We start from the raw sequence: 24535 nt of genomic DNA on the forward strand, positions 1-24535 counted from the left end.
TAAAACAAAGAAACTCTACAACTGCTTAATAAAATTACTACAATTCATTTTTGAAATAATGCGTAAACGGAACTAACATGCGGAAGTATTTTTGCATACGGAGCTCAATAACATTAACCTGGAGAATATTTCATATGGTATAACTATTTTGGCAACATCACTCACTCTACAATATTTTCCCAGAGTATTCAAGTGAATTGTATAGATTTCATACACAATTCACAATCTAAAACGTTTTCATTCATTTTAATACGTTCAACAAAAAAACGTAGCCCAAAAGCTACGTTTTTCTTTCATCGTTTCGGTGTATTTTTATGATTCTTCAAAAATGGAAGCGGAAATTGCTTACGGAAATGTTCTTTAATCATATACTCTACACCGTTCTCACTATTTGAACGTGTAATCCAGTCGGCTGCTTGCTTTAATTCTACAGGCGAGTTCCCCATCGCTACACCAAGCCCAACATTTTCAATTACTTCTAGGTCTTCTAAACTATCTCCAATCGCAACCATTTCGTTTAGCGAAATATTTAAATGCTCTCCAAGCAATTGTAATCCACGTAATTTTGATACATTTTGCGGCAAAATTTCTATTCGTTTTGAATCACATTCAACATACTCTAAATCTTGGAACGCTTTTCTTAATGTATGGAGCCCTCTTTCTTTTTCACCTTTACTCTGGAAAATCACATCAATTTTTGGTGCGGCTACTGGATGATCACGAAGCGCATCACCTAACGAGTCTACAAACTGAACCGGATAAAATAACGGATCTGCGCTTGATAATACAGTACGAGCAATTAAGTTTGGTGTATTTCTCTCACGATTTCCAATTGAAAACCGTTCATGAGAAATGCGGACGTTACAATCGAAGTGCTCTAACACTTGCACAATGTTAAACGTCTTCTCTTCCGATAATCTTCTTTGAGCGTACGGCTTATCTAACGTTGCTGAAACGAAAGCACCGCCATGTGTCACTAATATAGAATCTAATTTTAACGCCTTTGCTACCTTATAAGCGGATTGAAAATTACGGCTCGTAAATAATGTAACGTATACATCTTTTCTTTTCACAAATTCAATCGTTTCTCGTAATCCTTTTGCAATTTTTCCGTTGTTGTATAGTAGTGTCCCATCTATATTAAGAGCTAGTAAGCGATAAATCATGTCGCACTCCCCCTCTTCGCTGTTGTACTCTATCCATAATTTATGAAATAAATGTAGTAAATAGAACGAGTTAGAATTACTACTGAAAATTTGGTTTACTATATACATATACACTCAGTAAAGGAGATAGTACAATGCAAGCACCTCCTTCCTTTTATGAAGGCGATACGTTAGAAATCGCAAAGAAATTACTCGGACAGAAACTTGTACATATTGTAGATGGAGTAAAACGAAGCGGAATTATTGTAGAAGTAGAAGCATATAAGGGACCCGATGATAAGGCCGCACATAGTTACGGCGGGAGACGGACAGACCGCACAGAAGTCATGTTTGGCGCACCTGGACATGCTTACGTATATTTGATTTACGGTATGTATCATTGCTTTAACGTCATTACAGCACCAGTTGGCACCCCGCAAGGCGTTCTCATTCGAGCCCTTGAGCCAGTAGACGGAATAGAAGAAATAAAACTTGCACGATACAACAAAACCGACATTACAAAAGCGCAGTATAAAAATTTAACGAATGGCCCTGGCAAACTATGCCGTGCCCTTGGAATTACGTTAGAAGAACGAGGCGTATCCTTACAAAGTGACGCATTGCATATTGAACTCGTCCCAGAAGAAGAACACATATCATCACAATATAAAATAACAGCAGGACCTCGTATTAACATCGACTATGCAGAAGAAGCTGTACATTATCCGTGGCGTTTTTATTATGAGGGGCATCCGTTTGTTTCAAAAAAATAAAGTGAAACTTTAATCAGTGGGGGGTTTTTTCATCCCCCACTGATTATTAGTTGAACCAATCGGACTTTTATGGGCAGTTGATCCCCCGCCTAAATTCTTTGCTTTCGCTGAATTTTGAGGTGGGGGTCTTACTGCCCATTAAAGCGGGATAAACGATATTAACGACACGGCAAATAAAAGAAGACTGTTCCACAATGGAACAGTCTCTCTCTTTTACTCTGCGCCTTCCGCAGTCGCAATATTATCCTCTAAGTTTTCTCTTGATAATTCAGCTGCCATAAAATCAGCTGTTTCTGGAAGTGCTAAATGCATATGCGCTTTTTGACAAATTTGGATCGTACAGTTTTCAACAACATAATCGAAAACATGTCCGCCCCCGCTTCTTTCATCATCAATATAATGTAAGTGGAAACCAGCTACACCAATACCTTGCGCATAATCTGGTGTCCAAAATCCAGCCAGCGTACCTTCTGTATGCTTAAATGAAAAGATTGGTTGCGATTTCGTCACTTCAACGAGTGGTGTATACGGTTTTTCTTGTCTTGGAACAGTTCTCGTTCTTACTTCACGGAACGTACCATCCATTCGAATACCATAAAATAAGTTTTTACTCGGCATTAATTCATGTAATAAAGCTTCCACTTCTTCACGATTCATCGGACGCTCTATTGTATAACTCATTTCTTTTTCAAAAAACGTTACCGTCGCAAACGGTGTTGTTTCTTCCGGTTCTACTTTTTCTGCTGAACCGTCTGAACGTAAATGATAAAATTCGTTATCAAATGCAATCATTTCACCATCTAATTGATCAAATGTGCCAATGCCGAAATCGCCACGTTCTTTCAATTCCTCAAAGCTAATCACACCATCATATATACCATCTAATAGCGCAAGCATTGTAGATGTTTGATATACTTCATTACTCGTTTTCGTTCTTTTTGCATCAATATCGATTAATTGCGCAACAGTCATCTCAAATCTGCCTCCATTAGTTTAATTGGTTTGGTAATAGTTTTTCACTTAATTTAATGTTGTCACGGTAGTCAATTGGAATATCAATGATGACAGGGCCTTCTGCCGCTAGTGCTTCTTTTAATACACCTTCTAATTCATCAGGCGTGTTAACACGAAGACCCTTTGCACCGAAGCTTTCTGCATATTTCACAATATCAACATCGCCGAACTCTGTAGCGGATGTTCTACCGTATTTCATCATTTGTTGGAATGCAACCATATCATACGTACCGTCTCTCCATACAAGATGTACAATTGGTGCGTTTAATCGTACCGCTGTTTCTAATTCCATTGCTGAGAATAAGAAACCACCGTCACCTGATACGGAAACTACTTTTTTACCTGGTTCTACTAAAGTAGCAGCAATTGCCCAAGGAAGTGCAACACCTAACGTTTGCATACCGTTACTAAATAATAATCTACGTGGTTCATAAGAACGGAAACATCTTGCCATCCAAATGTAATGGGAACCGATATCACACGTAACAGTTGTATCATCATCAATTAAAGAACGAAGTGTACGAATCACTTGCAGCGGATGTGTAACACCTTCCGAAGCACGGTTTGGAACTTCTGCTTGTTCTGATAATTTCGCGCGTAATCGTTCTAACACTGCTTCTGATTTCGTACTTAATACAAGTTTTGGTAATTTCTCTGCAATGCTATTTACAGTTAAAGCAATATCGCCAATTAATTCACGCTCTGGTTGGTAATCATGGTCGATATCTGCTTGATGGTCATCAAGATGGATAATCGTTCTGTCTCCAAGTTTATTCCAGAATTTCGGATCATACTCAATTGGGTCATAGCCGATCGAAATAACAAGGTCTGCTTCTTCTAGTAAAATATCACCTGGTTGGTTACGGAATAATCCAACGCGGCCGAAGAAATGATCTTCTAACTCACGTGAAATTGCTCCAGCTGCTTGATATGTTTCAACAACAGGAAGTTCTGTATCCGCAATTAATTCACGAACGGCTTTCGTCACTTCATTTGTGCTCGCTCTCATACCGAGTAAAATAACCGGTAATTTCGCTACTTTTATTTTTTCTACTACATATGTAATATCATGTGTGGGAGCGATTCCAAGCTGTGGCTTAGAGAGCGCACCGATAGACCCTACAGTCGTTTCCGCAGTCATAACGTCTTGCGGCAAACTTACTAAAGTAGCGCCTGGATTTGTGGAAGTCGCACTTCGGAATGCATTTGATAATGCTTCTGGCACATTATCAGGATGCTCTACTTCTACGCTATATTTTGTGATTGGTTCGAATAGTGCAGCATTATCCATAGATTGATGCGTACGTTTTAATCGATCCGTACGCGGAACTGCACCAGCTAAAGCAACAACGGGATCACTCTCCGCATTCGCAGTAACAAGACCTGTCGCTAAATTTGATGTCCCTGGTCCTGAAGTTACAAGACATACGCCCGGTTTCCCTGTTAATCTACCAATAGCAGCTGCCATAAATGCTGCATTTTGTTCATGACGACAAACAATTAACTCTGGTCCTCTTTCTTGCAGTACATCAAATACAGAGTCAATCTTCGCTCCTGGAATACCGAAAACATGTGTAACACCTTGTTTAATTAAACAATCAACAACAAGATCTGCTCCTTTTGTTTTTGTCTTCACATCGTTTGCTTTTACACCTGTACTCAAACTAATCATTCCTTTATTTCATAATGTGTGTAATAAAGATTTTTTAATTTCACCTAGTTAATTAACGTGGTGAAGTATTATTTATCATTATAGTACAAATGCATTATTTTTCCAAGAATATGAATTTGGCAGTATTTTGACAAATAATAAGGAATCCGCTTACAACCCTTTATTTATCCTAAAATAATATTTTTATATCTCATCTAAAAATGCCCGAAAAACTCCCATCACATCACAGTATTAAAAACATTACAGTACCTTGCAAAGAACATTAGTAAATGATATATTTGTAAATATTGGAATACCCATTAATTGGAACATTCTTTGTATTTCGTATCCTCCCTTTCAAAATATAGCATTCTCAACTTTAATTCATCATTCTATAAAGGAAAGTGATTGTTATGAACAAAAATGAATTTTTGGAACAACTTAATTCTGCCCTGCGGAATATGCCTAATGCAGAAAAGAAAGATATTATTTCGGAGTATGAAACTCATTTTATCAGTGGTAAACAAGATGGGAAATGTGAAGAAGAAATTGCTAGAAAACTAGGAAACCCTAAAACGATCGCGAAAGAGCTTACTGTTTCCTATGCAATAAGCAATGCTGACAAGAAACGAAGCTTTAAAAATATGATAACTGCACTATTTTCTGTTATGAGTTTAAGTGTTTTAAACTTTACCTTTATCATTATCGCCTTTTTCGTACTACTCTTTTTATTACCGATTCTTCTAGCACTTATCATTGCCACTCCATTATTAATCATCTCACCTATTTTATTAATAGGACTAGGATTCTTTAAAGGGTTTCATCAAATCAGTTATTCGGATGTTTATAATGTGTTCATCGCTTTTTGCAGTGGTTTACTCATATCCGTCATCTGTTATCAAATGATAAAACATCTATACGCAACTTTAGTTAAGTACTTGAAATGGAATGTAGCTATTTTACAAAGATATTAATGCAAAAGGAGATTAAGATGAAAAAGTATATTTTATATGCACTCATGTTACTTACAATTTTATTTCTATCAGCTTGTTCAAACAGTGCGCAACCTAAAGAAGAAAACGATGTACAATCTATTAAAGATGTTACGGTTAAAATTCCGGAAACTATATTCACTTCTTCAAAAAAGAATGAAACGATTAACGAAGACGAAATGAAACAAAATATAAAAACGTATTTAGATTATAGCGGAGAGTTATACGAAAACACCGTCCCGCTTTCATCAGCCATGTCTGACGAGGAAGTCACGGAATCCGACCGCGAGAAATTACAACAACTTGTCGATTTAGCAAAACAAAACGATGCGAATTTCCATGCTTTTATTAGTAACAATACGATTCCTGATGATTACAAAAAACCTTCGAAGGAAATTCATGATTATATTTCAGCGTCTACGGCACTTTCAGTGGAACTAGAGCAAGAACTAGACAAACTCGCTCAAGATGGTAACTTATTCAAAACTGATTTTTCTTTTACAAAACGCTTTGAGCAAGTGAATGGTAGGAAGCAAAAAGAAATCGAAAAGTTTTTGAAGGAAAAGAATATTGAGACTGATTATTTCCACAAATAACAAACAGAAAAGACGCCCCTATACAGGGGCGTCTTCCACTATTACGCTTGTTGTTGCGCGTTATATAATTCTTCAAGTGGCTGCATGATAATTTTGTTAACGTCAGTGATAACGATGTTTAAACGTTGTTCAGTTTCCATTAACTTTGTGATTTTAGCATCTTGTTGAATGCGAGCTACAACTTCTTGTGCTTTTTGGTTATCTTCTTCAGTGATTTCTTGACCTTGCATCATTTTTTGTTGTAGGCCAAGTTGCATTGTACGGAACTCATCGAATAAGTTCTTTGAAGCTGCGTCACCTTGTACTGCTGCGTAGCTTGCTTTTAATGTTTGGAAATCTTCGTTTTCAGCGATTGCTTTTTGTAATTCATATGCAACATCATGAATGTTTTTTGTCATTTTATTTTTCCTCCTTTAGAAGGCTAGCGCTTTTCGCTCGCACTGCCTTTTAAGTGCATTTACATACGCACCTCTTCTTACCATATCAAACTATGCAAGAGATGTGAAGAAATTTCACTTTTATTTCTATGTACTCATCTTATTATTTAAGAAACAACAGTAACAGTCCTTGCAAGAGTCCAATCATCCCGCCTAATAGTGCTCCTAAATACGTAATCATTTTTAGCTCATTTTTTGTAATGGACAGCACTAAATCTTCTAGTCTCTCCGTTGAAAATGTGGATACTTCTTGCTGCACAATTTCCGCAAGGTGGAGATTGTTTAATATACTCGCTACGTTTTCTGTCCCCCACTTTAAGCCTTTCGTTACTGCACTTGGGACTACCTTTTCCATGATTGTTTCTCGAACTGGCTCACATACTTGCTGCACAGATTGGTTTAAAAACTTGCTCACTGTTTCCTCCACTTTAACTGCTGACAATATAGAGCTTACAATCATTTCTTTTTCTACAAACGTTTCTACTTCTTTTACATCTCTTCCTTTTAACTTCTCCCACTCTTTTTGCAGTACATCAGTTAAAAGCTGTTTTGTGCCATCTTGCCCTAAAAACTTAATAACCTCTGGCTGCACACGATCCACCACACTTACATTCCCTAAAAACATTCCGACTAAATTAAGCAGCGTTCCCCTAGAAGCAAAGAAATCATCAATCATTTTTGAAAGACGTACTTTCCCTTCTTCACTTTCAAAAAAACGAATTCCTCGATCTAAAATAAAAGCCGAGACATTTGGGATCGCATTCTCAATTTTTTCATGAACAGAATGAGGTAAAGCCTGTTCCCATGTATATGTATAGTACTCCGCTAAAAATGCCTGAATCTTTTCTGTAATCACATGCTCGATTTTCTCGGTTGCTTCTTTTTCTACATGCGCTACGTTCCATTTTTCTAACATTTGTCGCAGTGATTGTTCATTCGTCATTACTTTATCCACTTCTACTTGTGCCCAGTGGATTAACCCTTTTTGAAACTCTTCATTTGTTAGCTTCTTTCCGATTCCTTCTGGCGTCAACAAATGCTCGACAACCATTTTCCCTAATTGAACAGCAAGCTCATCACGGCGCTTCGGAATTAATCCTGGTGTAAATGGAACTTGAAAATTCCCAATATAAATAGGGCGATGAGGACGAAATAACATTTTTATTGCTAAATGATTTGTGAATCCCCCAATAACTGCTCCGAGCCCTGTCGTCGTTAACATACTTAACCATATATTCATTACAATCAACCTTTCGCTTCTCCAAAACTATAGCATATCATCATACGGACAAAAGTATAATGGTATAAAAACGTATTTGCAATATATAGCTTCGCCTATTGTGCCATCATTTTGTTAGTAAAGGAGTGATTTCGTTGGTTCTCGGTATTTTAACTTCTCACCCTCATTATGAGCAAACGTATTACACCGAAATCGCTAAACGCGCTCGGCTTTATCATAATGTCGTTGCCCAGTTTACGCCATTTGGTATTGATCCTAAAACAGATCTTATTTCTGGTCTGATTTATGATACTGATACAGGAAAATGGAAAGAGCAAACATTCCCTATTCCTTCTTATATATACGATCGTTCTTCTTTTAACGAGGAAACAGACTTCGAAAAAGCAAAGTCAATTATTCACTCATTACACAACCGTCCTACCACTACCTTTTTAAATAACACACTCATCGACTTAAGCGAACTACATGATGTATTTCTCACGAATAAAAAATTATCTCCTTATATACCAAAATTTGAAATAGCAACGATACAAAACATTTTCAAACTGTTATTAAAAACAAAAGATATTATTATACGTCCTACTCATACACATTCCAATGAAAGTCTATACCGGATTGCTTACAAAAATAAAACGTTTCATATCGATACGATAAATGATGACTATCATACTTCTACTCCAATCAAGCGGACAGATGCATTTATATCTTGGTACAAATCTAATATACGATCAGCACGTTACATCACCCATACGATGCTGCAGCCACCTAATCAATTAACATACCCACTCCATATTCGAACCATTTTGCAAAAAAATAAAGAACAGAAGTGGAATGCTATCGGCCAGTTTATACAAAAAAGCTCATTTCCGAATCAACTATTACTTTCGGCAACAGAGGATTCCTCACTGCATTCATTTTCAAAAGTTAAATATGTATTATCTAGTACCGGTGTACAATTATTACAGGACGCTTTACACGATATTATAAATGAAGTGTTTCAAACATTAGATCAATCTTATTCTTCATTATTCGAGCTAGAGCTTTCCACCATTATGGATCAAAAGGGGGCAATTTGGCTTATGTACGTCAACACGATTCCCCCGTATGAACATTACATTCGTCATAGTGATGCATTAGCCGAAAAGATATATCACGGACCACTAAAGTTTAGTCGCTTCACACCATAATGAAAGGGGGGAAACCCATTTTGAAAGAGCACATATATACGTTAAACATTTCAGATGAGCATCCAAATAGTATTACTTTACCTTATATTTTTTCCATTACACCACCCATTACATCCCTTTCCTTCGGCGTACGCCATGTTGCGAGTGAAGAGGTAAAAATTCATTATTCCTTTACTCGTGAAATCATTATCGGACAACAAATTGCAGAGAAGCTTTTGCTTCCTCATTCCACTACTATCCATGCATTCACGCAAAATGAAACCATTATTTTCGGACCATTAATCGGGATTTTCACAACTGGTTTTAACGATGACTCTTCTAACCCTTTAGGAAACCGTTCAACTTCTCTTGGTGAGTTACTAACGCCGCCATTCACCTTGCGACCATTTGTATTCGTTTTTGGTGTGCAACATATAAACTGGGAAGATGAAACAATTGAAGGCTATTTCTTTCAAGAAGGGCAATGGATTAAGAAAAAGGTCCCTTTACCAAATGTCATTTACGACCGATTACCAAATCGTAAAGCCGAAAACTATAAACCGATCGTAAGAGCAAAAAGAAAATTAGAGCATGACTATGCTATTCCGTGGTTTAATCCAGGATTTTTTAATAAATGGGAAGTGCATCAACTTCTTATGAAAGACGATTCGATCATGCCATTCTTACCAAACACAGAAACATTTCAACACTTCGAACAAGTAGAACGATTTCTCGGTACGTATAAATCGATTTACATGAAACCGATTCACGGCAGCTTCGGTCGAAATATTCATCAACTATTTTATTCTCAAGCAGAGAATTGCTACTACTGTCGTTATCGTGAAAATGAAGAAAACAAACTAAGAAAGTATCAATCATTAGAAACGCTTCTGAACCATGTATTAAAAGGACATGATTTAAAAAAGTTTATCGTACAACAAGGTATTTCCTTACTTCGCTTCGATGGGCAACCAGTTGATTTCCGCATTCATACAAATAAAAATCATTTCGGTCAATGGATTGTCAGTGCAATCGTTGCAAAAATTGCTGGCAAAGGTAGTTTAACAACACATGTAAATAGCGGTGGCGATACAAAATTACTACAAGAACTATTTCCTGATTCAACGAAACAAGTTCAAATTGAAAATAAATTAAAACAAACTGCCTTACAAATCAGTTACGCGCTCGATGAACAAGTAACCGGAAATATTGGAGAAATTGGCTTTGATATCGGTTTAGACACGCAGGAAAACCCGTGGCTCTTTGAAGCAAACTCTAAACCTGGGCGAACTGTATTCCAAGATGAAAAGTTAAAAGAACAAAGTGAACTGACGCGCCAATTATTTTACGAATATGCCATCTACTTAACTGAACATTCTTTGCGCGATGCAAAAGAAAAAATGTCTCAAATAAAATCAGAGGCTTCCTCAAACACCGAGAATATCCCGTCCCCTATGATTCACTCACAAATACGAAAACAAAAACTTCCACCTCATTCATAAGGTGGAAGTTTTCTATTTACACAAGTTTCACTACAACTTCTGTTTCCACATTACACATCCCGCAATAAAAAACATGATTGCAGTACTCTTGTGAATTACTATGTGTTAAACCATCTACTGCACTTAATAATTCTTGATCCATATACGCACTATAATCGTCTATGTAATCTACAGTTTTCCCGTAATCTTGGAGTATACCTTGGCAATTTTGACAAGAATATGTTTGTGATTCTAATGCGTTGCAAAGCGGGCAAATTCCCATCACGATTCCTCCATGCATTATCATTTACAAGCTGATTGAAGAGAGCATCAAGCCGTGCATAGGAGCATTTCGTTCCACTCCTATTCAAAATAGAACTATAAAGTTAATGATTTGCCCCACAATAGCGGGATACAAACAAAAAAACATATTTCATATCTCTCTTAGTTTAGCCTTCTTTCTAAAAAATACAACGATTACTCTTATTTCATACTTTACGAAATCACTAAGATTTTTTTACAAAATTTACAAATTATTATTTCGTATATCTTTCTAGGTAACATCCATACTATGAGTACAAACTTAATTACCGATGGATTAGCGCCAAACGGGGCGATAATCTGGTTCAACTCCAGCTAGTCCAACCAAAAAAAATTTTTATAACTCTAAGGAGGATATATTCCTATGGCAAACCAAAATTCTTCAAATCAATTAGTAGTACCAGGAGCAACAGCAGCAATCGACCAAATGAAGTACGAAATCGCTCAAGAATTTGGTGTACAATTAGGAGCAGATTCTACGGCTCGTGCTAACGGTTCTGTTGGTGGAGAAATTACAAAACGTCTAGTTGCAATGGCTGAGCAAAGCCTTGGCGGATTCCAAAAATAAATATATATGGCAAAAAGGTCTCAAGGCATATGCCTTGAGACCTTCCTTCATTTATCCCGCTTTAATGGGCAGTAAGACCCCCACCTCAAAATTCAGCGAAAGCGAAGAAGTTAGGTGGGGAATCAACTGCCCATAAAAGTCCGATTGGTTCAACTAATAATCAGTGGGGGATGAAGAAAACCCCCACTGATTAAAGTTTCACTTTATTGCAACATTTGTAAAAACTTCTTCGTACGTTCTTCTTTTGGATTTGTAAATACATCTTCTGGTGTACCTTGTTCAACAACGACACCGCCATCCATGAAAATAACGCGATTCGCAATTTGATGTGCAAAGCGCATTTCGTGTGTTACAATCACCATCGTCATGCCTTCTTTCGCAAGTTCTTTCATGACTTTCAGAACTTCTTGAACGAGTTCAGGATCAAGCGCTGACGTTGGCTCATCAAATAGTAACACTTCAGGCTCCATCGCAAGCGCGCGAGCAATTCCAACGCGCTGTTGTTGTCCGCCTGATAATTGGAATGGATATAAGTCTACTTTATCCGCAAGACCAACTTTTTCAAGGAAATAGTTTGCTTTTTTCTTCGCATCTTCTTTCCCCATCTTTTTCACTGTAACAAGCCCTTCCATAACATTTTGAAGTGCTGTTAAATGCGGAAATAGATTATGGTGCTGGAATACCATACCTGTTTGCGTACGAAGATTGACAATATCTTGCTTCGATACTTTTTTTGAGAAGTCGAGCTCTTTATTACCGATACGAATGCTACCAGCGTTCGGTGTTTCTAGCACGTTAAGACAACGTAAGAATGTCGTTTTACCAGATCCAGATGGTCCGATAATAACAACAACCTCCCCCTTCTCAACTGATAGATCTATATGTTTTAGTACAGTATTATCTCCGAAACTTTTTTGTAAATGTTGAATTGAAATCATAAAAACAAAAACTCCTTTTATGAAAGGGTTATTTTAGAGTGTAACGTTCTGAACGTTTTTCTAATATTTGTTGCACAATAGATAATAAGAAGCAAATTGCCCAATAAATTAGACCTGCTTCGAAATAAACAATTAAAAACTCGTAGTTCATTGCCGCAATTTCCTGCGCTTTTCGGAACATTTCTGTTACTAAAATTAACGATGCTAATGAAGTATCCTTCACTAAACTAATAAATGTATTCGAAAGCGGCGGGATTGATACGCGCGTCGCTTGCGGTAAAATAACACGTTTTAACGCTTGCGGATACGTCATCCCAATTGTGTAAGCTGCTTCCCATTGCCCTTTCGGAATAGAAAGAATTGAAGCACGAATAATTTCAGATGCATATGCACCGACATTTAATGAAAATCCAATAACTGCTGCTGTATATGGCTCAACTTCAATATTAAGAGTTGGAAGACCATAGAAAATAATAAATAATTGTACAAGAAGTGGCGTTCCGCGAATGATAGATACATAGATACGAGCAATCCATTGTAAAATACGACTACCTGAAATACGTGCAAGCGCCGTTAACGTCGCAAGTATAATCCCGATAATAAATGTAATAAGCGTTAATGGAATTGTCGTAAACACAGCTTCCTTCAGCATAGGCATGAAGGAAGACTGCATAATATCTATCCAAGTAGACAATCGATCTGAAACCAACGCACTACTTAGATACATTTTCACCGAACCATTTTTTCGCTATTTTATCGTACGTACCATCTTTTTTCATATCTTCTAACGCTTTATTTACTTCTTGTACTACCTTGTCGCTACCTTTACGGAATAAGAATCCACTTTGTGACGCTTCTTTTTCTGTATCTACAATTTTAATTTTTGCATCTTTTTTCGTTTCTAAATAGTTTAGCACTGATAATTTATCATTAATTGTGAAATCAACACGACCAGTATTTAACAATTCCGCCGCTTGGCTAAAGCCTTCTACATTCGTAATTTCTGCGCCATTTTTCTTAGCAATATCTGCATAGTTACTTGTTAAAGATTGTGCTGCTTTTAATCCTTTTACATCAGCAAATGTAGCAGGTTTATCTTTATCCTTCGCAATAACTAATACTGCTGAAGATGAAACGTATGGGCTAGAGAAATCATATTTCTTTTGACGATCTTCACGAATACCAACTTCGTTTGCAACCATGTCGAAACGTTTTGCATCTAGACCAGCAAGTAAGCTATCCCATTGTGTTTCTTTAAATACAGGTTTTACCCCTAAACGTTTTGCAACTTCTTCTGCTAATTCAACATCAAATCCAGTTAATTTATTGCTTGAATCGTGGAATGTGAACGGTGGATATGTACCTTCTGTTCCAATTACAAGTTCACCACTTTGTTTTATCTTTTGTAACGCATCTTGACTAGCTGTATCTTTTTTCTCTTCTTTACCGCAGCCCGCTACAATCCCGATCGCTAATGTAGTTACTGCAAGTACTGAAAATAATTTTTTCATGATGGTAATCCTCCAAGTATTCTGATAGGAATTTAAAAACTATATTGATTGTATGCAATCTTGAACAATTTTTCAATGAAAATGTTCTTATTTAGTTTATCCTTTTTCTTCATAATCAAACAAAAGGAGAAAATAACGCTACATACAAAAAATAAGTAACATTTTTTAATATAGCATTTATAAAGAAAAAGGTAAAACAATACTTCTTATTTAACTGTCACGATTCACTAAAAAAAGAACTTGTGAAAATCACAAGTTCTCCTCCATACCTATTAAGCGCTCTGATTACCTTCCATTTGCGTTTTGTACATATCGTAATAACGCCCGCGCTTTTTCATTAGCTCATCATGAGAGCCTTTTTCTAAAATCGTTCCTCTATCAAGCACAATAATTTGATCTGCACTTTTAATTGTTGAAAGTCGGTGAGCAATAATAAATGTCGTTCTTCCTTTTTTCACAACTTCTAGCGCTTGTTGAATCATCGCTTCTGTCTCCGTATCAATACTAGATGTCGCTTCATCTAAAATTAAAATGGCCGGATCAAAAGCAAGTGCCCTAGCAAACGATATAAGCTGACGTTCTCCGGTTGAAAGTGTACTTCCTTTCTCCGTAATTTCTTCATTTATATTATTCGCAAATCGTTCAGCACCAACATCACGTAATGCTTTTACGATGCGCTCTTTTGAAATTTTTTCATTCTCTAAGCTAACATTAGATGCTACTGTTCCGCTAAATAAAAACGGATCTTGCAGTACGATTCCCATGTGCTCACGAGTTGCTTGCTTCGGCATCTCTTTTACATCGTGACCGTCAATTGTAAGCTTTCCTTTTTCAAACTCATAAAACTGGAAAAGTACATTCATAATGGAACTTTTTCCTGATCCAGTATGACCAACAAGCGCTACTGTCTCTCCTTGTTTCGCTTCAAAAGAAATATTTTTTAACACTTCATCTTTTCCATTATAAGAAAACGACACATTATCAAACTTCACATTTCCTTGTAAGCGAGGCATACGTTCCTCTTCTACCGCTTCCCCTTTTTCCTCTAACAATTCAAAAACACGTTCTGATGCAACGCGCGATTGTTCTAAGTTAGCAAGCTGATTTACCATATTTGTAATCGGTGAGAACAATCGTGTTAAATAATCAACGAACGCATACAGTATCCCTAAAGAAATGACACCTGAAGCACTTAATGAAGCACCACCGAAATACCAAATCACACCCGTGAAAGCAATATTTCTTAATACAGACACTAAATTATGCGAAGTTGCTGCATTTAAATTTAAAATTTTATTTTGATACTTAAAATAATCGCCATTTAATTCTTCAAACTCTTTTTTCGTTTCACGCTCTTGACGGAACGCTTGAATAATTGGCATCCCTTGAATGGATTCATTCACTGTTCCATTAATATCAGATAAACGTGAACGCATTTTATGATTGTATACAGACGCATACTTTCTATAAAGAATTGCCCAAACGATTAAAATCGGGATGATAAGTAAACATAACGTCGCCAATTTTACGTCGAGTAAAAATAGCGCAGCGAATATCCCGATAATATAAATGATACTAGAAACGAATGTTGCAAGCACCGTTACGTATAAATCCCGAATGGCTTCCGTATCATTCGTGACACGCGATACAATTTTCCCTGCTGGTAAATGATCGAAATACCGAATCGGCAACGTTTGAATATGAGAAAAGACATCTTCCCTCATAATTTGAATAATTTTGTTCGCTGCCTTCTGTAAGAAAAATTGCTTTCCGTATGCAAATAATGAAACGACTACTAATAAAGCGAAATACCCACCACCAAGTAGAAGTAGACGGTTTATTTCTGGTTTATAAAACGCAAACACTTCTTCTTTTGTTAATGCTTTCGCTTTATACACTTGCACCGCCTTACCATTTTGAACGGTAATCATATCACCTTTTACAGTACGTGACCCTTCAGCATTCACTTTATTCGGCACAAAGTAATATTGAAAACCGACTTGCATCACGCGTACTTCTTTTCCTTTTTTCTCACCTTGTTCAAAGCGATCGCTTCGCTTATAAAAGGCGCCATTATATGAAACAGCCTCTTCACTCTTTTCTGTTTCATACCAAGGTTTCTCGATTCCAACGATATGATCGTCAATCATCGTTTTTGCGACGAAAGGGCCAGCAAGCTCTGCAATAACGAAAATAAATAACATTAGCATCGCTGCAAAAATTGTCCCTTTCACTTTCATCGCATATTGAAACAATCGTTTTGAAACGCTCATATTTTCACCCCACTATCCGCACTTTCACTTTCTCCTTGTTGTCTTTCGAACTGCTCAGCATACCAGCCTCCGCTTTTAATAAGCTGATCATGCGTACCCTCTTCCATTACTTGCCCTTCATCCATAACGAGAATCCAATCCGCATGTTGTACGGCAGATAAACGGTGCGTCGTAATAATCGTCGTCTTTCCGCTTCTTTCTGTTCTTATATTTTCAATGATCGCTGCTTCCGTACGAGCATCAACAGCTGATAAAGAATCGTCCAAAATTAAAATTTCTGGATTTTGAATCACAGCTCGCGCAATTGAAATCCTTTGTTTTTGCCCTCCTGATAAAGAAACACCCTTCTCTCCAACGAGCGTTTCTAACCCTTCTGGTAAAAACTCTAAATCCTTTGTAAACGCCGCAATTTCAATCGCTTTATCGAGTTCTTCTTCCGTCGCTTCTCGGTTCCCGAATAAAATATTTTCCCTCGCTGTTTTTGAGAACAAAATATGTTCCTGAGGTACATACCCAATCCACCCGAGTACATTTTCATTCGTTATGTTATTTAACGTCACATCAGAGACTGCAATATCCCCATCTCCAAGCGGATATTGACGAAGAAGCTGACGTACGAGCGTCGTTTTTCCGCTTCCTGTTTTCCCGACAACCCCAAGCGTTTCCCCTTGTTTTAATGTAAACGAAACCTTCTTTAAATTTGTTTCAGTTGATGAAGGATATGAAAAGGTAACGTCATCAAACTGAATATAATCCGGCTCTTGTACAAGCTTTGGATTTTTCGGGTCCTTTACATCTGGTTCATACGCTAACGTTTCATTCACACGGTCTAATGATGCATTTCCTCGTTGCATAACATTAATTAATTCGCCAATTGCAAACATCGGCCAAATCATCATCCCTAAATACACGTTAAATGAAACAAGTTCACCAAGTGTTACCTTTGATTGAAATACAAGATACGCGCCATACACTAAACCAATTAAATAACTAAGACCAACAAGCATTTTCACAGTTGGCTGGAATAATGCATCGATTCTAGCTACTTTCATATTTTTTTCGTAGACGTCATCTCCTAAATGATGAAATCTTTCCTGATCTGCGTTCTCTTGTACGTATGCACGAATAACGCGCACACCAGCGATTGATTCTAATACTTTATCGTTCATATCACCGAATGCATCTTGCGCAACTGTAAATCTTTCATGCAATTTCTTTCCATATATATTCATCGCATACGCCATAATCGGAAGCGGGATAAGTGCCGCAAATGTAAGCTCCCAACTAATTGTAAATCCCATCATAAAGACAATCGTAAGCATATATAAACTCGAATCCACGAGCGTTAATATACCGAAACCAGCCGTCATAGCGATTGCTTTTAAATCATTTGTCGCTCTCGCCATTAAATCACCAGTACGATTTTTTTGATAAAACGTCGGTGTCATTTTAAGTAAATGCCCCATAAATTTAGAGCGCATCGTCTTCTCCAGTACGAATGCTCCTCCAAACAACTGATGTTGCCACACAAAAGTAAGACCGTATCCAACGATTGTAACCCCTATTAAAATAAGAATAGATTGCATAATTGCTTCATTTGATAACGTTCCTGTTTTTATGTTATCAATCGTAACCCCTAACACTTTCGGGGGAATGACTTCAACTATATTTACAATTAAAAGAGCTCCAATGGCGATACTATATCTCTTCCAATGCTCTTTAAAAAACCATTTTAACTTTAGTAATACTGATAACAATGTAACCTCTCCCTTCTCGTGCTCGTTTACCTCTCATTTCTTTATCCACTATCCAGACCCATCACATTTACATTTCGTAATCCATACAATCTCATCACATTTTTCCACCTTCCAAAGTTTTATATAGTAATATGGAAAACAAAAAAAAGCATACCGCCGCTTGACGATATGCACAGAAATGCATAAAAGCGTACGTTACGATATACGCAACGTACGCTTTTTATAAGACAAAGATGCCTTATATATCCGCACGGGTTGCGTAATGATATGAATGTCTTCTGCCATTTAACAGAGCTAAGCCCATTACATTTACGATTACAATCATTACGCACACCCCCTTCATTTATTTTCCATTTATAATCTTACAACTTTATTGAGTATTCTGTCAATTGTTTTTTTGCACACCGAATAAAAATATACACTACATCATTTTGAAATAAGGAAATGTTCTGTAAGAAAGGGCATACAAAATAAAAAAAGAATAAGAAATCGTTTTCACAAACATTTCATTTGAAAAATGTTATCAAACCCCCTACAATCACCTTATACTCACTCTTACAAGTTGCTATTTTAGGAGGACTAATCATGACAACTAGCAATACGTACAAATTTTATTTAAATGGAGAATGGAGAGAAAGCTCTTCAGGACAAACAATTGAAATTCCATCTCCATACTTACACGAAGTAATTGGACAAGTACAAGCAATTACTCGCGGAGAAGTAGATGAAGCAATTGCATCTGCAAAAGAAGCTCAAAAATCATGGGCGGAAGCTTCTCTACAAGATCGCGCAAAATATTTATATAAATGGGCTGATGAGCTCGTAAATATGCAAGATGAAATTGCCGATATCATTATGAAAGAAGTCGGTAAAGGATATAAAGATGCGAAGAAAGAAGTTGTTCGTACAGCTGACTTCATTCGTTATACTATCGAAGAAGCTTTACATATGCACGGAGAAAGCATGATGGGCGATAGCTTCCCTGGCGGAACGAAATCTAAACTTGCAATCATCCAACGCGCACCACTTGGTGTTGTATTAGCAATCGCACCATTTAACTACCCAGTAAACTTATCTGCCGCAAAACTTGCACCAGCATTAATTATGGGTAACGCTGTTATTTTCAAACCAGCAACTCAAGGTGCAATTAGTGGTATTAAAATGGTGGAAGCACTTCATAAAGCTGGCCTTCCAAAAGGTCTTGTAAACGTAGCGACAGGACGCGGTTCTGTAATTGGTGACTACTTAGTAGAACACGAAGGCATCAATATGGTATCGTTCACAGGTGGTACAAACACAGGTAAACATTTAGCGAAAAAAGCTGCAATGATTCCACTTGTATTAGAACTTGGTGGTAAAGACCCTGGTATCGTTCGTGAAGATGCTGACTTACAAGATGCTGCAAACCATATCGTAAGCGGTGCATTCTCTTACTCTGGTCAACGTTGTACAGCTATTAAACGTGTACTTGTACACGAAAACGTAGCAGACGAGCTTGTTAGCTTATTAAAAGCGCAAGTAGCTGAACTATCAGTTGGATCTCCAGAACAAGACAGCACAATCGTTCCATTAATCGACGACAAGTCTGCTGACTTCGTTCAAGGTTTAGTTGACGACGCTGTTGAAAAAGGTGCAACAATCGTTATTGGTAACAAGCGTGAGCGTAACTTAATTTACCCAACATTAATCGACCACGTAACAGAAGAAATGAAAGTTGCTTGGGAAGAGCCATTCGGCCCAATCCTTCCAATCATCCGTGTTTCTTCAGATGAGCAAGCAATTGATATTGCTAACAAATCAGAGTTCGGCTTACAAGCAAGTGTCTTCACAAAAGACATTAACAAAGCATTTGCAATTGCTAACAAAATCGAAACTGGTTCTGTTCAAATTAACGGACGCACAGAGCGCGGCCCTGACCACTTCCCATTCATCGGTGTAAAAGGTTCAGGTATGGGCGCACAAGGTATTCGCAAGAGCCTTGAGTCTATGACACGTGAAAAAGTAACTGTATTAAACTTAGTTTAATCTTATATGTAGAAGCTGATCTAATTTTGGATCAGCTTCTTTTTATATACATCCTTCCAAAAATAATAGCTTATTTATTTCAAATTCTGATTTGGTTTTCCAAATCGAACTAAAACATGCCATAATAATTTTAATTCCTGAAGCACTTCTTCATACGTTCCACGATCACTCCAGGATAGTGGATTCCTTTTCAAATCCACTACAGCAGAGCCAATTATATGTGCATCGATACAATTATTTCGTGCAATGCGTCTTGCCAAAGATGGCATTTTTGAACCTCTAAAATCCATCGGAACTTCATCCACCGTAAGTACAAAACCCATGTGCCAATACAAATCAATAGAATACTTCAGACAAATTTCTTCTAAAGTTCTACCTACATTCGTACCCTTAAATGAAGGATCTACAACAAGTGCTTCCACATCTTCTTTAAGAGAAATATCTCCATGAATCTGTGCTTCAATATAATGATTAAGATTACGAGCTGACTCTTTGTTTACGAAATCTATAAACGGCCTTTCCAAGTTAGCCAGTAAATGATGAATAAGTCTTGTTGGAGTCAAATTCCCTTCACCAATTGCAAAATCTCTTACGAATGTCTCTTCCAAAAGAGCAGCTAAAATCATATCAAACTCTTCATAAGTACCCTTTTCTTTTGGATCTTGATGCGAATCTAAATACGTATATGTAGAGCGATAAGAAACTTTTGGTGATAAGAGGAGATAACATGATCCAAAGCGCGGGGCAGGTCCATCTGGATGTAGCATTACATTTAGCGCCCCATATTTGGGACGTTCATTATTCGTTACGCCTTCCAATTGATATGCGCCTCCAAATATCCTCTGTTCCCAAAGGTCACGTTCACCACCCGGATAAGCAGACACACTTCCATTAGATAGCAATGTTTCAAACTGACTTTTATATATTCCTTGCTCAAACAGTGCTTCAGCAATATTTTGCATATTCGAATCTAATCTGTCTGGATGAAAGTGTAAAGCAATCCTCGCATTTGCTTTTAAATGAACGACAGCTTCTTCAAACATTTCATCAGTAATATTAGACATTTTCAATATATGGTTAATTGTTGCTTTAGCCTCATGTTTTTCGTTCTCTGCATATTTTGAAATGTACTCTAAAGCAAATAATTGAGATCTTGATAATTCCATAACCAAACCTCTCCTTTCATTGAAATGACCTTAATCATTTCAATGAAAAGCTTGTTCTTTCCTTCTTATGAAACGAAGCCTGTTAAAAAAATAAATACTTCGGATTAAGATTTTCAGACAAAATTCTTTGTACTGTAAAGTGGAACTTTAATCAGTGGGGGGCTTGATTCCCACCTAACTTCTTTGCCTCCGCTGAATTTTGAGGTGAGGGTCTTACTGCCCATTAATGCGGGGTAAAATTGACCTTCACTCTGTCGCTATTTCCTCTGCACAACTAATAAACGCTACAGCCCTTCCTAGCCCCTTTTTAATAACAAACTCTTCTCTATAATCTGATTATTACTATATCCATTGACGTACAAAAATTCATTTGTTACTCTTAAATACGTTAATTTAATATTTTAATCCTCATTCGTATCTCGGTGAGGTAGAGGTTGCAGTCATTAAGAGTATCATTTCAGGAGATGTAGTGGCATTGATGAAGGAATGAGAAAGGAATGATTGCCGAAGTAAGCCCGTGTCCACCATGCACGCTTGCTGGGTCTGCATTTAATAAGTGCAGAACTGTCACAAACGAAACGTTTCATTTGTGGAGAGCTATCGAGAGGTATGTCGTGGGTTTCTTATAAGATAGAAAGCATGTAGCGGCAAATTACGTGCTTTTTTTGTTTTGTTTGGGACTTCTCTTCTCTACTAAGAAGACATACATATCTCCTCGCTTGACTTGGTTATACTAACTTTGGAGGTATTTTCTATGCAACAAAAAAAATGGGGCTTTTGGGTACTAACAGCTTTCGTTGTCGGTAACATGGTTGGCGCTGGGATTTTCATGGTGCCAAGTACGTTGGCACAAACAGCAAGCCCTCTCGGTGTCACTTTAGCTTGGTTAACAACAGGGTTTGGTGTTTTAATGCTAGCTCTTGTTTTCGGTAATTTAGCAATTCGTCGTCCTGATTTAACGACAGGACCACAAAGTCATGCATATGCTTTATTCTCATCACCAAAAAAGAAAAAAATGGCTGGTTTCAGTATGGTGTGGGGATATTGGGTTGCAAACTGGGCAAGTAACGTTGCCATCATTACATCTTTCGCGGGATATTTATCACTCTTCTTCCCAATTATGAAAGATACACGACTACTATTTTCAATCGGTTCTTTTAACATAGAAGTCGGAAAACTAATTACATTTACGATTTGTTCCATCTTACTTTGGGGAACTCATATTATATTAACAAACGGTGTAAGCGGAGCTGGAAAGTTAAACTTCTTAGCAACAACAACGAAAGTAACTGGATTCCTTTTATTCATCGTCGTTACGTTATTTGCATTCGAAGCTTCTAAGTTTGGACAATGGTACACACCGATGATCGATAAATCAGGTGTATCACACGGTCTTCTTTCACAAGTAAACTTAGCTGCTCTTACAACGCTTTGGGCATTTATCGGAATCGAATCGGCAGTACTTTTATCAAACCGTGCTACCTCTCCTAAAACAGTAAAACGCGCAACAGTTGCAGGATTACTTATTACAGTTGCGATTTACTTAGGAATTACCATTTTAACAATGGGTGTACTTCACGTTGATACATTACAAGCTTCTGAACGTCCATTAGCAGATGCATTAAATGTTGCAATGGGTCATGGCGGCGGGAAACTGATGGCATTACTTGCTCTTACTTCCCTATTCGGTTCCATCTTAGGCTGGATTTTATTAAGCTCAGAAGTACCGTATCAAGCAGCAAAAGAAGGTTTCTTCCCTTCCTTCTTCACCAAAACGAACAAAAAAGGAAGCCCAATTTACTCATTACGATTAACAAACATTATGTCGCAAGTGTTCTTATTCTCAACATTATCAGGAACTATTGCGGAAGCTTATACATTCGTTATTACCGTATCAACACTGGCCTACCTCATTCCATATCTCGTTTCACCAATCTTCCAGTTAAAACTAGTCGCAACTGGTGAAACATATAAAAATGAAATGCGGGCAAGAATTACAGATGGTATAGTCGCAGTGATCGCACTTTGCTACGCACTATGGGTTATTAAAACCGGTGCATCCGATATAAAAACGTTCCTTCTCGGAATTGGTTTATTCGTAATCGGCTTTGCCTTCTATCCATTAATGAATCGTGATCAGAAAAAAAATAACGAAAAGAAAAACGAGCAAGTTGCATAACGCAATTTGCTCGTTTTTTCTTTTATAAAACATATATAATAGAACAAAGAGGTGAAAAACATGTCAATCGAATCACTATGGAGCAGTCGCTTCCAACAACATATGCAAAATATCATTACATACTTTGCACGTATGATTAACGGTTTACTATATAGCTTTATCTTTATTTCATGCGTTGGTGCATACTACTATGCTCAGTTTCTAAAAGCATCTCCTTCTAAAGGAATAGCTTTACTACTCATCACGATTGTACTTACATTTATTATAACGAGATGCCCGATCCGTACATTTATTCAAAAACCTGATGCTGTCTATTTGCTTGCATTAGAAGAGAAACTAACATCTTATTTTAAAAAGTCTCTTCTATATAATTACATCATTCAGCTTTTTCCATTATTATTTACGTTCCTTATTCTCGTTCCACTTGCAATGCAATCATTACAAGTAACAGTCCCTTTCTTATGTACAATCTTTATCGTTTTAATGATTACGAAAGCTTGGAATATATACATACATTGGATGTGGCGTGATAGCCATGAAAAAAACATATGGTTCATTATTCGTATTGCTTGTAACGCCCTAATCATTTACATGCTGTTTTACTCGGCATATGTTCTCATATTAGGCGGATTGCTCTTACTACTTGCTTTCCTGCTTCTATATACGAAAAAACAGCCTACAAAACGAATACCGTGGGATTACATAATCGAACAAGAAGAAAAAATGAACGTTCGTTTTTATCAATTTGCGAGCATTTTCACCGATGTTCCGCAACTGAATAAGCAAGTAAATAAAAGAAAATGGCTTACAAATTGGATTGAACCTTTATTACATAAAAAACGAGCAACTTTTTTCTATTTACATACACTCGCATTTTTACGCGGGAATGATTATTTCGGTATATATATTCGCTTAGGCTTAATCGGTGCCTTCGCCTTATATTTTATACCAAACATATACGCAAAAGGCGCTATCGCATATATCATCCTATATATGATTTCTATGCAGCTCCGTTCCCTGTGGAAATATTTTTCGGGAAATATTATTGTAGCATTATATCCATTTGATACTGAAAAACGAATGAATCAATTTCTTCGCTTAATCTTGATATTGCTAAGCATTCAACTCATTGTATTTTCAATTGTTATACTCATTGCTACAGGTCAATTTTTACATAGCCTTATCATTATGATTGTCGGGTTACTCTGGATCAAATTTATTATTGTACCAAAAACGAAGCAACGCGTTTCCGCATTTTAACGAAAAAAATCATCTTAAAAGCCAAGGAGAAAACAAATTATC

General features: G+C 37.1%; 21 protein-coding genes and 1 riboswitch. Of the genes, 9 read left to right on the forward strand and 12 right to left on the reverse strand.

Features of this window, described 5'->3' with window-relative positions; all coding sequences use genetic code 11:
* Window positions 1-293: 293 nt before the first annotated feature.
* Window positions 294-1166, reverse strand: coding sequence for a Cof-type HAD-IIB family hydrolase (locus ACXVYO_RS17145; protein WP_458467953.1), 873 nt, complete (start codon window positions 1164-1166; stop codon window positions 294-296).
* 134 nt (window positions 1167-1300) lie between these two features.
* On the opposite strand from ACXVYO_RS17145, the gene ACXVYO_RS17150 reads away from it, so the two are divergent.
* Complete coding sequence (locus ACXVYO_RS17150; protein WP_458467954.1) at window positions 1301-1918, forward strand: DNA-3-methyladenine glycosylase; 618 nt, start codon at window positions 1301-1303, stop codon at window positions 1916-1918.
* 213 nt (window positions 1919-2131) lie between these two features.
* Here ACXVYO_RS17150 and alsD read toward each other — a convergent pair whose 3' ends face one another.
* Window positions 2132-2890 (reverse strand): alpha-acetolactate decarboxylase, encoded by a 759-nt coding sequence (alsD, locus tag ACXVYO_RS17155; protein ID WP_458467956.1) that lies wholly within the window; start codon window positions 2888-2890, stop codon window positions 2132-2134.
* A 16-nt stretch (window positions 2891-2906) separates the two neighbouring features.
* Window positions 2907-4595, reverse strand: coding sequence for an acetolactate synthase AlsS (alsS, locus tag ACXVYO_RS17160; RefSeq protein WP_458467957.1), 1689 nt, complete (start codon window positions 4593-4595; stop codon window positions 2907-2909).
* Window positions 4596-4996: 401 nt separating this feature from the next.
* Between alsS and ACXVYO_RS17165 the strand changes: the two genes are divergently transcribed.
* Both ACXVYO_RS17165 and ACXVYO_RS17170 read left to right on the forward strand, forming a co-directional pair.
* The gene (locus ACXVYO_RS17165; RefSeq protein WP_458467958.1) at window positions 4997-5557 is read left to right on the forward strand and encodes an HAAS signaling domain-containing protein; all 561 of its coding nucleotides are present in this window, start codon (window positions 4997-4999) and stop codon (window positions 5555-5557) included.
* Window positions 5558-5574: 17 nt separating this feature from the next.
* The gene (locus ACXVYO_RS17170) at window positions 5575-6171 is read left to right on the forward strand and encodes an NDxxF motif lipoprotein (RefSeq protein ID WP_458467959.1); all 597 of its coding nucleotides are present in this window, start codon (window positions 5575-5577) and stop codon (window positions 6169-6171) included.
* Between the two features lie 41 nt (window positions 6172-6212).
* Here the strand turns inward: ACXVYO_RS17170 and ACXVYO_RS17175 are convergent, their stop codons facing one another.
* Both ACXVYO_RS17175 and ACXVYO_RS17180 read right to left on the reverse strand, forming a co-directional pair.
* Complete coding sequence (locus ACXVYO_RS17175) at window positions 6213-6569, reverse strand: YlbF/YmcA family competence regulator (RefSeq protein WP_064473844.1); 357 nt, start codon at window positions 6567-6569, stop codon at window positions 6213-6215.
* Between the two features lie 142 nt (window positions 6570-6711).
* Complete coding sequence (locus ACXVYO_RS17180) at window positions 6712-7848, reverse strand: DUF445 domain-containing protein (RefSeq protein WP_458467960.1); 1137 nt, start codon at window positions 7846-7848, stop codon at window positions 6712-6714.
* Window positions 7849-7982: 134 nt separating this feature from the next.
* On the opposite strand from ACXVYO_RS17180, the gene ACXVYO_RS17185 reads away from it, so the two are divergent.
* Entirely contained in the window at window positions 7983-9035 is a 1053-nt protein-coding gene (locus ACXVYO_RS17185) for a YheC/YheD family protein (RefSeq protein ID WP_458467961.1), read from the forward strand.
* Window positions 9036-9055: 20 nt separating this feature from the next.
* The gene (locus ACXVYO_RS17190; RefSeq protein WP_458467962.1) at window positions 9056-10516 is read left to right on the forward strand and encodes a YheC/YheD family endospore coat-associated protein; all 1461 of its coding nucleotides are present in this window, start codon (window positions 9056-9058) and stop codon (window positions 10514-10516) included.
* A gap of 16 nt (window positions 10517-10532) precedes the next feature.
* Here ACXVYO_RS17190 and ACXVYO_RS17195 read toward each other — a convergent pair whose 3' ends face one another.
* Complete coding sequence (locus tag ACXVYO_RS17195; RefSeq protein ID WP_000510463.1) at window positions 10533-10778, reverse strand: hypothetical protein; 246 nt, start codon at window positions 10776-10778, stop codon at window positions 10533-10535.
* Window positions 10779-11180: 402 nt separating this feature from the next.
* Here ACXVYO_RS17195 and sasP point away from each other — a divergent pair, with 402 nt between their 5' ends.
* Complete coding sequence (gene sasP, locus ACXVYO_RS17200) at window positions 11181-11384, forward strand: small acid-soluble spore protein, SasP family (protein WP_000013339.1); 204 nt, start codon at window positions 11181-11183, stop codon at window positions 11382-11384.
* A gap of 203 nt (window positions 11385-11587) precedes the next feature.
* Here the strand turns inward: sasP and ACXVYO_RS17205 are convergent, their stop codons facing one another.
* The 5 genes from ACXVYO_RS17205 to ACXVYO_RS17225 all read right to left on the reverse strand — a co-directional run bounded on the left by ACXVYO_RS17205 (window position 11588) and on the right by ACXVYO_RS17225 (window position 17863).
* On the reverse strand, window positions 11588-12322 hold the full coding sequence (locus ACXVYO_RS17205) for an amino acid ABC transporter ATP-binding protein (RefSeq protein ID WP_073518856.1): 735 nt from the start codon (window positions 12320-12322) through the stop codon (window positions 11588-11590).
* Window positions 12323-12350: 28 nt separating this feature from the next.
* The gene (locus ACXVYO_RS17210; RefSeq protein WP_033657688.1) at window positions 12351-13049 is read right to left on the reverse strand and encodes an amino acid ABC transporter permease; all 699 of its coding nucleotides are present in this window, start codon (window positions 13047-13049) and stop codon (window positions 12351-12353) included.
* Window positions 13036-13833, reverse strand: coding sequence for an amino acid ABC transporter substrate-binding protein (locus ACXVYO_RS17215; RefSeq protein WP_000732851.1), 798 nt, complete (start codon window positions 13831-13833; stop codon window positions 13036-13038). Before ACXVYO_RS17215 ends, ACXVYO_RS17210 begins: the two co-directional genes overlap by 14 nt.
* Window positions 13834-14105: 272 nt before the next feature.
* The gene (locus ACXVYO_RS17220; protein ID WP_458467963.1) at window positions 14106-16106 is read right to left on the reverse strand and encodes an ABC transporter ATP-binding protein; all 2001 of its coding nucleotides are present in this window, start codon (window positions 16104-16106) and stop codon (window positions 14106-14108) included.
* Entirely contained in the window at window positions 16103-17863 is a 1761-nt protein-coding gene (locus tag ACXVYO_RS17225) for an ABC transporter ATP-binding protein (RefSeq protein ID WP_458467964.1), read from the reverse strand. The genes ACXVYO_RS17220 and ACXVYO_RS17225 overlap by 4 nt, the downstream gene beginning before the upstream one ends.
* A gap of 585 nt (window positions 17864-18448) precedes the next feature.
* Here ACXVYO_RS17225 and gapN point away from each other — a divergent pair.
* Window positions 18449-19888, forward strand: coding sequence for an NADP-dependent glyceraldehyde-3-phosphate dehydrogenase (gene gapN / locus ACXVYO_RS17230; RefSeq protein WP_458467965.1), 1440 nt, complete (start codon window positions 18449-18451; stop codon window positions 19886-19888).
* 74 nt (window positions 19889-19962) lie between these two features.
* On the opposite strand, the gene ACXVYO_RS17235 is transcribed toward gapN, so the two are convergent.
* Complete coding sequence (locus tag ACXVYO_RS17235) at window positions 19963-21054, reverse strand: DUF3626 domain-containing protein (protein ID WP_458467966.1); 1092 nt, start codon at window positions 21052-21054, stop codon at window positions 19963-19965.
* Between the two features lie 420 nt (window positions 21055-21474).
* Window positions 21475-21662, forward strand: a riboswitch (Lysine riboswitch).
* A 146-nt stretch (window positions 21663-21808) separates the two neighbouring features.
* Here ACXVYO_RS17235 and ACXVYO_RS17240 point away from each other — a divergent pair.
* Together ACXVYO_RS17240 and ACXVYO_RS17245 are read left to right on the forward strand one after the other, a co-directional pair.
* Complete coding sequence (locus ACXVYO_RS17240) at window positions 21809-23233, forward strand: amino acid permease (RefSeq protein ID WP_458467967.1); 1425 nt, start codon at window positions 21809-21811, stop codon at window positions 23231-23233.
* A gap of 60 nt (window positions 23234-23293) precedes the next feature.
* Window positions 23294-24493: an ABC transporter permease gene (locus ACXVYO_RS17245; RefSeq protein ID WP_458467968.1), complete on the forward strand. Its 1200-nt coding sequence runs from the start codon at window positions 23294-23296 to the stop codon at window positions 24491-24493.
* Window positions 24494-24535 lie beyond the last annotated feature (42 nt).

The sequence above is a fragment of the Bacillus sp. BC08 genome (assembly GCF_054326875.1).

Excerpts from the sequence above, each read along its gene's own strand:
- ACXVYO_RS17195 (WP_000510463.1), bottom strand. The coding sequence starts at position 10,778 with ATGGGAATTTGCCCGCTTTGCAACGCATTAGAATCACAAACATATTCT.
- ACXVYO_RS17165 (WP_458467958.1), top strand. The coding sequence starts at position 4,997 with ATGAACAAAAATGAATTTTTGGAACAACTTAATTCTGCCCTGCGGAAT.
- ACXVYO_RS17220 (WP_458467963.1), bottom strand. The coding sequence starts at position 16,106 with ATGAGCGTTTCAAAACGATTGTTTCAATATGCGATGAAAGTGAAAGGG.
- ACXVYO_RS17205 (WP_073518856.1), bottom strand. The coding sequence starts at position 12,322 with ATGATTTCAATTCAACATTTACAAAAAAGTTTCGGAGATAATACTGTA.
- ACXVYO_RS17235 (WP_458467966.1), bottom strand. The coding sequence starts at position 21,054 with ATGGAATTATCAAGATCTCAATTATTTGCTTTAGAGTACATTTCAAAA.
- ACXVYO_RS17210 (WP_033657688.1), bottom strand. The coding sequence starts at position 13,049 with ATGTATCTAAGTAGTGCGTTGGTTTCAGATCGATTGTCTACTTGGATA.
- ACXVYO_RS17145 (WP_458467953.1), bottom strand. The coding sequence starts at position 1,166 with ATGATTTATCGCTTACTAGCTCTTAATATAGATGGGACACTACTATAC.
- alsD (WP_458467956.1), bottom strand. The coding sequence starts at position 2,890 with ATGACTGTTGCGCAATTAATCGATATTGATGCAAAAAGAACGAAAACG.
- ACXVYO_RS17240 (WP_458467967.1), top strand. The coding sequence starts at position 21,809 with ATGCAACAAAAAAAATGGGGCTTTTGGGTACTAACAGCTTTCGTTGTC.
- ACXVYO_RS17150 (WP_458467954.1), top strand. The coding sequence starts at position 1,301 with ATGCAAGCACCTCCTTCCTTTTATGAAGGCGATACGTTAGAAATCGCA.
- ACXVYO_RS17175 (WP_064473844.1), bottom strand. The coding sequence starts at position 6,569 with ATGACAAAAAACATTCATGATGTTGCATATGAATTACAAAAAGCAATC.
- ACXVYO_RS17215 (WP_000732851.1), bottom strand. The coding sequence starts at position 13,833 with ATGAAAAAATTATTTTCAGTACTTGCAGTAACTACATTAGCGATCGGG.
- ACXVYO_RS17180 (WP_458467960.1), bottom strand. The coding sequence starts at position 7,848 with ATGAATATATGGTTAAGTATGTTAACGACGACAGGGCTCGGAGCAGTT.
- ACXVYO_RS17245 (WP_458467968.1), top strand. The coding sequence starts at position 23,294 with ATGTCAATCGAATCACTATGGAGCAGTCGCTTCCAACAACATATGCAA.
- sasP (WP_000013339.1), top strand. The coding sequence starts at position 11,181 with ATGGCAAACCAAAATTCTTCAAATCAATTAGTAGTACCAGGAGCAACA.
- gapN (WP_458467965.1), top strand. The coding sequence starts at position 18,449 with ATGACAACTAGCAATACGTACAAATTTTATTTAAATGGAGAATGGAGA.
- ACXVYO_RS17170 (WP_458467959.1), top strand. The coding sequence starts at position 5,575 with ATGAAAAAGTATATTTTATATGCACTCATGTTACTTACAATTTTATTT.